Annotated in this window: 12 protein-coding genes and 1 pseudogene; all 13 read right to left on the bottom strand. The window is 34.6% G+C overall.

Annotated features, from left to right (window positions below; translation table 11 throughout):
* The coding region (locus ENL20_05660) for a urocanate hydratase (protein HHE38042.1) at window positions 1–664 on the bottom strand (664 nt) is incomplete at its 3' end.
* Window positions 665–1,021: 357 nt separating this feature from the next.
* The gene (locus tag ENL20_05655; protein ID HHE38041.1) at window positions 1,022–1,837 is read right to left on the bottom strand and encodes a hypothetical protein; all 816 of its coding nucleotides are present in this window, start codon (window positions 1,835–1,837) and stop codon (window positions 1,022–1,024) included.
* A gap of 141 nt (window positions 1,838–1,978) precedes the next feature.
* Entirely contained in the window at window positions 1,979–3,421 is a 1,443-nt protein-coding gene (locus ENL20_05650) for a peptidase M28 (protein ID HHE38040.1), read from the bottom strand.
* Between the two features lie 248 nt (window positions 3,422–3,669).
* Entirely contained in the window at window positions 3,670–4,227 is a 558-nt protein-coding gene (locus ENL20_05645; protein ID HHE38039.1) for a LemA family protein, read from the bottom strand.
* A 278-nt stretch (window positions 4,228–4,505) separates the two neighbouring features.
* A pseudogene (locus tag ENL20_05640) lies at window positions 4,506–4,628 on the bottom strand (hypothetical protein).
* A 176-nt stretch (window positions 4,629–4,804) separates the two neighbouring features.
* Entirely contained in the window at window positions 4,805–6,808 is a 2,004-nt protein-coding gene (htpG, locus tag ENL20_05635; GenBank protein HHE38038.1) for a molecular chaperone HtpG, read from the bottom strand.
* 325 nt (window positions 6,809–7,133) lie between these two features.
* Window positions 7,134–7,556 carry a hypothetical protein gene (locus ENL20_05630; GenBank protein ID HHE38037.1) on the bottom strand — a complete coding sequence of 141 codons (423 nt, stop codon included), beginning with the start codon at window positions 7,554–7,556 and terminating at the stop codon, window positions 7,134–7,136.
* A gap of 87 nt (window positions 7,557–7,643) precedes the next feature.
* On the bottom strand, window positions 7,644–8,012 hold the full coding sequence (locus ENL20_05625) for a DUF2809 domain-containing protein (protein HHE38036.1): 369 nt from the start codon (window positions 8,010–8,012) through the stop codon (window positions 7,644–7,646).
* 19 nt (window positions 8,013–8,031) lie between these two features.
* Window positions 8,032–8,448 carry a hypothetical protein gene (locus ENL20_05620; GenBank protein ID HHE38035.1) on the bottom strand — a complete coding sequence of 139 codons (417 nt, stop codon included), beginning with the start codon at window positions 8,446–8,448 and terminating at the stop codon, window positions 8,032–8,034.
* Between the two features lie 55 nt (window positions 8,449–8,503).
* Entirely contained in the window at window positions 8,504–9,448 is a 945-nt protein-coding gene (locus ENL20_05615) for a LamG domain-containing protein (GenBank protein HHE38034.1), read from the bottom strand.
* A 116-nt stretch (window positions 9,449–9,564) separates the two neighbouring features.
* Window positions 9,565–10,059 (bottom strand): cyclic nucleotide-binding domain-containing protein, encoded by a 495-nt coding sequence (locus ENL20_05610; protein ID HHE38033.1) that lies wholly within the window; start codon window positions 10,057–10,059, stop codon window positions 9,565–9,567.
* Between the two features lie 7 nt (window positions 10,060–10,066).
* Entirely contained in the window at window positions 10,067–11,236 is a 1,170-nt protein-coding gene (locus ENL20_05605) for a potassium channel protein (GenBank protein HHE38032.1), read from the bottom strand.
* Window positions 11,237–11,407: 171 nt separating this feature from the next.
* The gene (locus tag ENL20_05600; GenBank protein HHE38031.1) at window positions 11,408–12,145 is read right to left on the bottom strand and encodes a toxin-antitoxin system YwqK family antitoxin; all 738 of its coding nucleotides are present in this window, start codon (window positions 12,143–12,145) and stop codon (window positions 11,408–11,410) included.
* Window positions 12,146–12,519: the final 374 nt, after the last annotated feature.

Here is a 12,519-nt window from a genome sequence, read left to right as displayed (position 1 = left end):
GTACAATTCCCTGCGGACCGATATACATCCAACCGCCGGCAGTCATCTGTCCGTAATTGGCAACTCCGAGAGCATTGGCACGATTGAAATCTTCCTGGTTATCGAATTCACCGATCATCAAGCCATTTGTATTAATAACGCGTGGAGAATTTGGTGAAGATTTGAAAAATCCGAGCGGATGACCGCTCATACAAACGAGGGTATTTTCATGGGTCAGGTTTTCTAAATATTTTTTGATCAAACGATACTGCATCCAATTCTGACAAACTGCTCCCGTTTCTCCGTAAGTTACTAATTCATAAGGATACAAAGCTGTTTCAAAATCGAGATTATTATCGATCATGACCTGGAAAGCTTTTCCTTCCAGACATTTTCCCATGTATTCGTTCACTGGTTTTCCATAAATTCTTCCTTCAGGACGGAACCGATAACCGTAAATATGCCCGTGATTTAGAAGTTCATCGAGAAATTCAGGAGCGAGTTTCTTGTGTAATTCCTGTGGAATGTATCGAAGAGCATTTTTCAGAGCGAGAGCGATTTCGTTTTTATTAAGGTTCATTTCTCGTTTGGGAGCTCGTCTGATCCCTTCTTCAAATTTCGGATATTCCGGTAAACAATTTTCTAATTTTATGGTCATAGATTTGGAAATATAATCATTGTCCATTTTTTCCTCCATTTTATATGTTCGAAAAAGGATTCTGCAAAATGGAAATGGAAACCGCTGAAGCGGTTAACTTAGACTGGTTTTTATTCATTTCCAGAGTTAAAACTGTGGGCTAATGATATATGAAAAAGCTATTTAATCCACAACTTTTACTCCGCCTTTTGACAGATCAGTTGTGTTGAATAAATAAACCACATATAAAATTTCAACCATTTTAATGGTTTCTGAAATTTTACCCAGTTATGCAGAACTCTTTGTGTCCCAAATATTCAATTATTTAATGAAATTGTTCTCAACTCCACACTTCAATCTTCTTATTACTACGACCTGACAAGCTGCTTTGAAGTCGAGTCCAATTTACTCGATAATTCCCCTCTCGATCATTTCCGAAAGAGTAGTTTTTTCTTCCTGCAAATATTGATCTATCTTCTCTTCCAAAGCATTTACCGTATCTAACGAAATATCCTCGACCTCTGAATCGGCACATTGTTTTCTTAGAACATAGACAACATCAACGGTAGAACTTGCCAGATTCAATTGAAAATCAGGATCGATGGTTTCGCATACAATGATCGATTTTGAAATCCCATAAGTTTTTTTCGCCAGATAGGAATAGTATTCAGCATTAACCAAATTCTCTTCCACCAGGTTTTTATAGATATAGAACTGGATGAGCGGAATTGATATCTTGAATTTTTCAAAATTCCTTTTCCCGGAAATTCTGTATTGGAAATCCATTTTCTGAACTAATTGTAAGATATTCACCGAATCCGCAACATTATAATTTGGTTTTTCAGCCAGATCAAACAAATTTACCGGATTGAATTTAAATTTATAACTGAAAGGTTGATATCCCCAGGAAATTCCTTTATTTTTCATGATTTTCTTTCTCTTCATAATCACCGATATCATATCATTCAAATAATCAGCAAAATAAATATGAGAATCTCTTTTAAATCCTTTATTCGTTACCACCCGGAACTGGTATTTGCGGTTGGATGTCGTTTTGATGAAAGAATTCAAGGCCTTGACCATCACTTCGTTATTCCCAGGTTCTTCATTAACAATTTTGTAGAAATTATTCCATTTGATCTTGAGCTCATTCAAATACATGCTGTTAACGGGATTTTTTTCTTCTTTCAGCATTTGATCTAATAAATTTTCATAAAACATAACTACCTCTTTTTTAGAAAGAATAAAAATTCAAACTTTTTTTCTTTGTCTTTTATGTATCCAAACTCATTTTACTGCATTTTTTGTCAAATAACTTGTAAAAAACGATATCCGGACTTTACTTGAATATGATATATTTTGTTATTCAGGATTTACAATTTCGATTTTCCGTTCACACTCATTACAATAGAAATATGATTTCGAAAATAAGGGAGAAATTTGTTTTACGCTCCCACAAGGACAAACAAAGGATTCCCAACCTTTTGTTTTTCTTTTATAAACAAAAGTTTCAGGATCGACTTCATTCTTTGTCTTTTCTTTCGATGAAGGAAATGCTTTCGATATCGCAGATAATTCAGCTACCGGAATGATATGAACTGTTCCGCACTTCGGACATTTTATGGTTGGTTTTTTATAATTTGGAGGAGTCTTTATTTTAAGTCCGCAAGCACATGGAATAAAAGCATATTTGTTTATTGCCCGGATCAAATCTCCAACCTCACGCACTCGGCTCTGTGTTGTTACCTGTTTTTCAGGAATTGGTTTTCTGATCTCGAAATCCTGAATATCTCTCATACCGGAAGTTGGTATTATTACGGATGAATGACCTTTTTTCCCGTCAACATGGGCAAATGCTCTTTGATAGTTTATATAATCGACACTACCGGAAATTTTTCTTAAAATCTCGATCCTTTTATCTATCGGTGGATGTGTGCTGGAAAGATTAGAAAATGATAATCCTTTTTTTTTAAGCGGATTGATTATATAAAGAGCTGCTGTTGCTTTATTTGCTGATTTAAGATCAAATTCGGAATAAGAAATTTTTTCCAGAGCAGATGCTAAACCTTCCGGATATCTCGTTAATCGAACTGCAGAAGCATCAGCGAGATATTCTCTTTTACGGGAAATCGCAAAATACAGGATCTGTGCTAAAAGCGGAGCCAAAATTGCAAAAAGTATGGATGCTGCCATCATTATCAACTGTAATTGTCCTCCGGCTTTACCTGAACTTTTAGATCGAAATCTTCGTCCTCCCCCTGAAAACCATAAACTTCGTAAAAAAATATGCGATAGAAAGACAATACTTCCCAGCATAACACCGGAAAAGGTCATAAAAAGAATATCTCTGTTCATGATATGAGACATTTCGTGAGCAATAACGCCCTGAAGTTCGTCGCGATTCAATTCGGAAAGTAAACCGGCAGTAACGGCAATTGCACTTTTTTCGGGATTCCTGCCGACAGCAAAGGCATTGGGAGCAGATTCCGGAATGATATATATCTTTGGAATCACAGGAAGATTTGCTGCAATTTTCATTTCCTCCACCACATTATACAATTGCGGATGAATCTGGGGATTAACTTTTTGAGCATGACTGATCGAAAGAAGGATCGAGTCTCCTGAATAATAGCTGACCAAAGACATTATTATCCAAACCAGGAAAGCAATCGAAATACCGATCAACCAGCCGCTATCAGCAGAAAAATAGGAACCGATAAAATATCCAAGTAAAAAAAGACAAAAACCCATTGCTACAAAGAGGATGATCGATTTCCTTTTGTTCGCTGCAATTAATTCCCACATAAATTTATTTGTTTCCTTTTAGTTTTAAATGGGTAGATATATTAAAATCACAAATAACAAAATCCAAAAAACAAATAAATTCTAATTAAAAAAATATCGAAATAACAAATCAACCGGAGCTTCGAGTCGTTTTGAATTTGTAGTTTTAATCATTGTTATTTATTTGATATTTATTTTTGTAATTTGAATATTCCATGATGGACATTTGTTCAATTACCAACTCATTTCTCAAAAGAGTCGTTTTCTTTTTATGAAAAATCTACTTTAGGTACTGCTTTTTCTGCTTCAGTTTCCAATTCAAAGAACTCTTCGATCTTAAAATTGAACATACCGGCAATTATATTGGAAGGAAACATCTGGATCTTATTATTGAAAAATAGAACCTGGTCATTATAGCTCTGGCGGGAAAAGGCAATTTTATTCTCTGTTGATGTTAATTCTTCCTGAATAGCCAGAAAATTCTGATTTGCCTTAAGATCAGGATAATTTTCAACGACCAGGAAAAAATTGCTCATTGCTCCACTTAAGGCTTTTTCTGCTTTTGCTTTTTCTCCGACACTTCCCGCTCCCATTGCCTGACTTCTCGCTTGGGTGATATTTTCCAAAGTTTCTCTCTCATGCTTCATATATCCTTTTGCTGTTTCCACTAAATTTGGAATAAGATCGTGTCGTCTTTTCAATTGCACATCGATTTGCGACCAGGCATTTTTCACCCTGTTTCTCAATCTGATCAGAGCATTATACATCCCGATAAAGGACAAAATAATAATTGCAATGATCACCAACAATATTATTAATCCTGCCATTTTAGACTCCTTTTTTATTTATTTGGAAATATTCCTTCTAAAAGCGTAATGATCCTGTTTTCTCTATCAAGATTTCCCATCTTTATTATTTCTGCAAGTTCGCCACCATCAAACCATAATCCATGATCGTTCTTACACTTATCGATCAGTATTTTCTTTGAAGTTCCAACATTGACTTTTTTCATTTTTTTCAGGCAAATTGGACATTTTCTTTTTTTTTCTTTTGACTTTATGTCGATTTCAAAACTGGATAACAATTTTCCTTTATCCATCGAATTTTCCAATAAAAGATCCAATTCCCCCGAATCCAGCCAGATACCTTTGCAGGAGCAGCAGTAATCGATTTCCACACCTTCTAATTCAAAAACTATCATTGGTTCTTTGCATACAGGGCAATCCATCTCTCCTCCGAAAAAATTCAAAAGCAAAAATCAAAAATCAATCGATTTCTGGCAAGATATTTTAAATAAGATTTATAAATAAAAACGGCTCACATCTTTGCGAGCCGTTTTGTATTCTAAACAATCTTAATTATTATTCTTATCCGTTCGATCCGTTTAATCCGTGAGCAATTTTTTTAGATCATTTCCAGGACCTTATTCGAATTCTCGATAAACAATTTCAATTCTTTACCTGTAAATTGCTTCTGTTCCAGAAGAGCAAGTTCGTGAACATAATTGATCAGCAGTTTTGCTTCCTCGATTTTTCCTTCTTCATAAAATCTCAAAACTTTCTTAATGGTTTCATTTTCAGGATTAACGATCACTGTATGATTCTTCAGCATATCACTTTCTTTTGGCTGAGAAAGATAATTCATCTCCTGGAAGCGGCGCATAAATTCGTTGAACACGACCATTGCCGGAATGGATTTTGTTTTCAGGAATTTCATTTCTGTAGTTACTGATAAATACACTTTCCCCAGAATTTCAGAGAAAACATCTTTTCCTAATTTTTCACGAATATTAAAAGGAATATCATAAGGTTTGATGTAAGTAAAATCATCTTTAGTGCGGATATAAGGAGCCAGAGTATTAATTGCATCCGGATGTTTTTTAATGAATTTGGCATAATCATCCTTATTAAAACTTGCTTCGATTTTTTCATTAAGAGTTTTATCAAAAATTTCTTTGAGTTTATCCGAATTTGTTCTATTGGAAGCATCAACTATTTCCTTTTTTTCTTTATCGATGAGATTGTCGTTTATTTCCGAATCGATGCGTACAAAAGTTACATCCCTGTCTTTCATTTCCAGATGTTGGAAAAGATGGCTGTCAATGATCGGATGTGAATAAATAACCTCGATTCCCTGCTCTTTCATTAAATTCAGATAAGTAACCTGCGTGTCTTCGCTTTGGGCATAAAATATTTTTTGAGGTTTATCTTTGGATTTGTTTCGTTCACGATATTCTTTAATCGTGATAAAATCATCCTGCGTAGTTTTGAAGATGATATGATCTTTCATTGCTTCAGAAAATTTCTCATCGGAAAGAATTCCGTATTTGATAAAATAATGAATATCATCCCAGAATCCTTCGTATTTCTTACGGTCTTCTTTGAAAATATCCTTTAAACTGTCAGCGATTTTTCTGATGATATATTGGGAAATTTTCTGAACCTGCTGATCGTGCTGCAGGAAACTTCGAGAAACATTTAAAGGAATATCCGGAATATCGATCCCGCCTTTTAAAAGCAGAAGAAATTCAGGTACGATCTGTTTCAGATCATCGGCAACGAAAACATTATTGCAGAACAATTTTACTTTTCCCTGATTCATTTCCAACTGGTTTTTTATTTTTGGAAAATAGAGAATTCCTTTCAGGTTGAACGGAAAATCGACATTCAAATGGATCCAGAAAAGAGGATCATCCCAATCGTGAAATAATTTCTTATAAAATTCCTTATATTCCTCATCCGTAACATCTTTTGGTTTTTTCAACCACAACGCTTCTTTCTGGTTGATCGCTTCTTTTTCCTTGTTCAGGAAGATCGGGAAAGGCATGAAATTACTGTATTTTTCGATCAATTCCTTAATTTTATGTTCTTCGAGATATTCCTCATTATCCTTATTTAAATGAACGGTTACCGTTGTTCCGATATCCTTTCTTTTACCATCTTCGGCTTTATATTCGGTTTCTCCTTCGCATTCCCAGAAAGCAGGATGTGAACCTTTCTTAAAAGATAAAGAATCGATCGTAACCTTCTTGGCGACCATAAAGGAGGAATAAAATCCCAATCCGAAATGCCCGATAATCGAAGATTGTTTATCTTTATACTTTTCGATGAAATCTTCCGCTCCTGAAAAAGCGATCTGGTTGATGTATTTTTTGATCTCCGTAGCATTCATTCCGATCCCATAATCGATGACTTCCAGTGTTTTCTTCTTTTTATTGGTTTTGATTTCGATCTTCAAATCTTCTGACTTCACTTCCGGATCGATTGCTTTCCTTTTGTTCATCGCATCGATCGCATTTGAGATTAATTCCCGCAGGAAAATATCATGCTCGGAATAAAGCCATTTTTTGATGATCGGGAAAATATTCTCTGTATGAATGGATAGTTTTCCGGTTTTTTTATCTGTCATTTTTTTTCTCCTTTATCCTCCGAAGCTTTAGCAAAGGAGGATTTTTAGCCACGAATTAACACGAATTTGCACAAGTTGAATTTGACAGGATAACAGGATTCACCGGATAAAATTAAATCCGATTATCCATCCATTTTCAACACAAATCCGTATCATTCGAGAGCCTTTCTTTTTTTTGGAGATAAAATAAATTCGATTGTTTTCTTGTCAAAGATTTTTTAGCAGTCTTAATTGAGGAGTGCTATTTTTTTGTAGAGCAAACTTTTTCTGCTTTCAAAAAATCCGTTCAATTTCTATTTTAAAAGGATTCAGAACAAGTTCTGAACTACACCGTTAAAATAATGATTCCGGAAACAGAAAGTAATGCTCCAATCAGAGTTTTAGGAGTTATAGTCTCACTTCCGTATAAAATTCCCATAATTACTCCAAAAAGAGGAGAAGTAAAAGCGATCGGCATAACTTTTCCCAGAGGAGCACCTTTTATCGCTTTATAAAAACATAACATGCCAATTGCTCCGGCAATTATTCCTCCGCCAACAATGATATATAAAAGTGCTTTTGTCTCTGTTTTCAGAAGATTTTTCCACTGCGGAAAACTGGCAAATCCGAGAATTATCAGAGCGATAAAAGTCCTGATCGTAATACCCATCTGCGGAGAGAGATAACCTTGATGTAATCCTTTTTTCTCGAAATATCCGCCAACTCCCCAGGCAATTGCGGTTATTAATGCAAAAATTTGTGGTTTCATAATCTACCTTTCATTGTCATTTTCCCGAAGGCTTTCGGGATCCCTGCTTTTCTTACGAAGAATCTCGGAATAACAAAAAAAAACACTTTATTCTTTGAGTTTCAAAATCCAGAACCAGCCACTTAATGAGCCAAATAAATAATAAGGAAAATCTGTTATATTGAAGGAATTTCCCAAAATTATTCTGCCGATATAATCCTTCCTGATAACTTCCAGAAAAGAAGGATGCCATAACTGGAGAAATTCTAAACAGCAAGTTGAGATAAAAACGATCAAAGCGATTTTAAAGGGTTTGGTTTTGGGAAAAAATAGGAAAATTATCAGACACCAGAAAATCTCGTAAAGTAATCCCCCAAAACTATCATTGAGCCAGTCTGAAAAAGGACCTTGATAAATATTCGAGAGAAATCCAAGAGGAACGATTACCAAAATTGAAATTAGTGTTTTAATAGTAATTTTATTTATTTTGTGCTTCCTATCTCTTTAATTTAAAAGCGATTGCAGTTGCGGTCTTTCTAACTGCAACATGAGGATGAGTTCCTATAACATGAGTTTTCCAGGATCCATGACCAACAATCTTATGGTGTGTTTCCAGATAAACTTCCCGATCGACATCATATTTAACAAGCATCACACCATCAGCACCGATCTCCAATGCTTTTTTCTTGATCAAAGCATCTAATTCCGGTCTACGAGCCTGTTTTCCTAATTCCGCAGCAATCACTCCAATAACTTTGTGAGGTTGATTTAGCTCTTCATGTTTAAAGATAATTTGAGCATCTTTCGGTTTTTCCTGCGGAACATACGATTCATCTGTTTGAATGAATTTTACATGAGAAGCACAACCTGTTAAAAGAAAAATGATAAGCATCATCAATGATATTTTTTTCAAGATAATCTCCTTTCTATAAACTTGCCAAATTTTTTAAAATTTGGCAAGCTTCAGACTAATTGATAGCCTTAACTTGATAATACTTCACATTTTCTGAAATATCTTCGCTCCAATCCGTTTCCATGATTCCAGTTCCTGTTGGTTCAAGAGTGAATGTCCCATAAGGATCTTCAGAACTGTAAACATTATAGGAAGTTGCACCAATAACCGAATCCCAGTTAAGTTCAACAAGATTATTATAAATAAAAATAGTCATATTTTCAGGAGAGTTCATCCAATTTCCTTGATGATATATTTCCTGAATCTCATCATCAGACAAAGCACGATTATAAACTCTGATATCATCAATCTTTCCAAAAAAATACTCACCCGGTTCTCCCCAACCGGTTCTATAGACTCTTCCGATTTCAAAAGGAATATTGGTACCTCCGTCAGTTAATGAAGTCATAATGGAATAATCTGTTGTGTTTAGCGAGCCATCAATGTATAAAGTGATAATATCATTGTCATTCTCAAAAATTCCAGTAATCAAATACCATTTGTTTATTTGTATTTCACTTTGTAGGGTGATATCATTGGCTATGTCGTCTCGTACACTCCAAGCTGCGTTATTTCCATTATTAATAGACAGTCCGTAAAGAGCAGAATCCGTACTATTGCAACCCGGATCTGCACCACATCTATACCAGGAAACTATTCGACCGGAACTATCTGCTTTTACCCAAGCTGAAACAGTCCAATTATCATTTCCGGGAGTAAAATCAGGATCATAAAACCTTTCTAAATAATCATTGATCCCATCAAAATTAAAAGAAGCATTTTCATTTCCAAGCCGGTCATAGGTTAAAGTAGCTCCGTGAACTGTTAAATCATTTCCATTTCCGCTTTCATCATTTGCATTTCCATTAAATGGATAATATCCGATCAATCCGTCTGTTAGATCGGCAAATAACAAGTTAGTTACGAATAAAACCAAAATGAATAAAAATAGGTTTTTCATTTTTCCCTCCACTTTGTTTAAACTTGCCAAATTTTAAAAAATTTGGCAAGTTTAAATAATTTTGTTCATTTTCGTGGCTAATCTGATCTATCAAATCCGTCAAAATCCGCGAGCAATTAACTCAAAGCAAAGATCAAAGCAGTCGTCAATTTCAAAATATCGGAATCGGCTTTTTCAAGGTAAATGGAAAGATTGCAGGCAATTTCCATCAAAACCTTATATCCAATAGCAGGATTTTTTTCACAAATTTTCAGAAAATCATTTCTGTCGATCGTATAAAATTCGCAATCAGTCTTTGCTATTGCAGTTGCTGTCCTTTTCTGAACTTTTCCCAAAAAACCGATTTCACCAAAAAAACTATAATTCTTGGAATCGAGCACGATAAAAGTCTTGTCCTTTTCTTCTTCTTCCCTGTCGATCATCGTCATTTTTTTGGTAATTTTTACTTTTCCTTCATGTAAGATGAAAAGGTTTTGACTGACTTCATTTTCCTTGATGATGCAATCTCCCTGTTTAAATCTTCTTTGTTTGAGATAGTTTTCAAGGATTTTCAATTCTTCTTTGGTCAGGTTTTTAAATAACGGTACTTTTTTTAGAAATTGCAGATCCATAATCACCTCAAATAACGATCGCTTGATCTGTTTCCTGGATCACATAAGAATTTTCCGGTTTGATTTTAATCAGACTTTTTGTCTCTTCGAGTTTCAATTTCTTTTTGGAAAGTTCAAACTGTTTTTTGATGAATTGATCGATCTCCGTTGTGTCATCTGAAAGAATATTATCGATAGAGAATTCTGCTTGCACGGAAACTATTCCCAGCAGGATCATTTCTTTCTTTTCTTTGAAATAAGAGAACAATTCCAGGAAAGTTTTGCTGACGAATTCGCGGGGGATATTCACTTGAGAAAAACCTTTGCCATCTTTGAAATTGAGAGCTTCCTGAATAAATTCAGGAATAACAGGATTTAAGGTCGAAGTTGCCAGCATCGTACCTCCGAGTTCATCGAAAATAACTACATTCTGGATATCTCTGTTCCTGATATTTTGAGCATATTTCTGATCTTTAAGCTGTAAACTGACCTTTCCTTTTATTTTAAGGAAATTTATATTATGGGAAGCAATGATCGTTCTTTCATCGGAAGGAATAGTGTTTGCCTTACTTTCATCACAAAGAAGAATGATATGTTTTGCTTCTTTGGCATTCGCTTTGATCAGAATATCCTGATTTGTGTAATCTCCACAAATATATTTTATCTCGAGTTGAGGATAATGGTTAATGATCGTGGAAATCCTTCCTTCGTCGAGTTCATTCAAAAGAACGATCGGATTTTTTTCCCTGAGATCGACTTTTTTCAGGAAATCGAGAATTTTCAGAACACTACTGTTCCAGCCGCAGATCAGAATATGTTGTTTTTCTTTGATATTACTCATTCCTCTACCTTCCTTGATCTTTTGATCGATGAAACTGCTGGCAATAAAAGCCGTAAAAATGGAAAATATGATAAATCCCATCAGGATAAAAATGATGCCGATGATCCTTCCCCAGAATGTGATTGGAACCATATCTCCATAACCAACAGTCGTGATCGTTACCAGCGCCCACCAGATCGCATCAAATGGATTCTTGATATTTCCCTGTTCATTGCCGTATTCAAAAAGTAGAATGCCAACTGCTCCCGCAATGATCACAAAAAAGATGATCAGAGCATACTTTATGATCCGGGATGTATGCCTATCGCTTGCTATTTTTTTGTAGAAATCACCAATTTTCTTTAACATTTTTTTCATACAATTTTTTAAAACTTTTTCAAAAACTTGCCAAATTTTAAAATTTGGCAAGTTTCATTTTACTCGTTCCAATGCTCCTGCGTTAAAAATGAATAAATTCTTTCCATCCATTTTTCCAATTTCAAAACTTCACAAATTTTTAAAAAATTTTGTAACTTTTTTAAGTTTCAATCATTTACTGCTCACAATCGTTTTAATGATCCGACCATCTTTATATTTCCCTTTATACTTAACTTTACCATTTTCATACCAGATAGTTTTCATTCCATCCAAGTAATCATCCTTAAAATTTGCTTCCGATTTTTTCTGACCATTTTCAAACCACTCGGTCTTTAAACCATTCAACTTGTTATCTTTATAATTTGCTTCATACTTGATCTGACCATTTTCATACCAAACCGTTACCAGACTATCCTTGATCCCATCTTTATAATATGTTTCCGATTTTTTCTTGCCATTAGGAAACCAGTAAGTTACTAAACCATTATAGAGTCCGTTTTTATAATTTATTTCAGATTCCTTGATGCCGTCATTGAACCAGTTCGTTGTTAAACCATCCATTTCCCCGTCTTTATAATTTATTTCATATTTTTTCTGTCCGTTTTTATACCAGCTCGTCTTTAATCCGTTCAGAATTCCAGCCTGGTAATGCTCTTCAAATTGTTTGCTCTCAGCTTTATACCAACCGGTTCGCAATCCGTCATATTTTCCGTTTTTGATCTCAACTTCATAGGTTTTGACATTATTATGATCGAGCATAAATGCCTTACCTGTAAAAGGTTTGGATTTTCCTCTCAAATAAAACAACTCATCCTTTTTCTCCAGTTTGGAAACATTTACTCCACCTTTTGAACATGAAGTAATAATAATAATGAATAAAAGCCCGAAAACAAATAGTCTTCCTCTCATCTTGACCTCCCTCTAATTTGGTTCGTTTTTTAATTTTCAGGGGAAAAACAGTCAATAAATTTATTTTTGGGATTGTTGAGAAATCTTTTTTCTGCTACCAAGAACACGAAGAAGCACGAAGATAATTCCTAAAATTGAGTTAATCAGCTTCACCGAAATTACAAAGATCTAATTTATCAAGTTATTTCCTTTTTTATCCGTTCAATCCGTGTAAATCAGTGAGCAAAATTATGTAGTCCGCAATCTATCCCTGAATTTATCAAATTCTTTTAGGGAAATTATCCGGTAATGCGGATGATACTTTTTCTTATAAGTTATGCTGTGATGAAAACACAAATTGTTATCTTTAATTTTTATTTGAAGACTATCGATCT

It is taken from the genome of Candidatus Cloacimonadota bacterium (genome assembly GCA_011372345.1).
GTDB lineage: Bacteria > Cloacimonadota > Cloacimonadia > Cloacimonadales > TCS61 > DRTC01.
This window is presented reverse-complemented; position numbering and strand designations above follow the sequence as displayed.

Excerpts from the sequence above, each read along its gene's own strand:
- ENL20_05600 (HHE38031.1), bottom strand. The coding sequence starts at position 12,145 with ATGAGAGGAAGACTATTTGTTTTCGGGCTTTTATTCATTATTATTATT.
- ENL20_05615 (HHE38034.1), bottom strand. The coding sequence starts at position 9,448 with ATGAAAAACCTATTTTTATTCATTTTGGTTTTATTCGTAACTAACTTG.
- ENL20_05645 (HHE38039.1), bottom strand. The coding sequence starts at position 4,227 with ATGGCAGGATTAATAATATTGTTGGTGATCATTGCAATTATTATTTTG.
- ENL20_05630 (HHE38037.1), bottom strand. The coding sequence starts at position 7,556 with ATGAAACCACAAATTTTTGCATTAATAACCGCAATTGCCTGGGGAGTT.
- ENL20_05650 (HHE38040.1), bottom strand. The coding sequence starts at position 3,421 with ATGTGGGAATTAATTGCAGCGAACAAAAGGAAATCGATCATCCTCTTT.
- ENL20_05655 (HHE38041.1), bottom strand. The coding sequence starts at position 1,837 with ATGTTTTATGAAAATTTATTAGATCAAATGCTGAAAGAAGAAAAAAAT.
- ENL20_05605 (HHE38032.1), bottom strand. The coding sequence starts at position 11,236 with ATGAAAAAAATGTTAAAGAAAATTGGTGATTTCTACAAAAAAATAGCA.
- ENL20_05610 (HHE38033.1), bottom strand. The coding sequence starts at position 10,059 with ATGGATCTGCAATTTCTAAAAAAAGTACCGTTATTTAAAAACCTGACC.
- htpG (HHE38038.1), bottom strand. The coding sequence starts at position 6,808 with ATGACAGATAAAAAAACCGGAAAACTATCCATTCATACAGAGAATATT.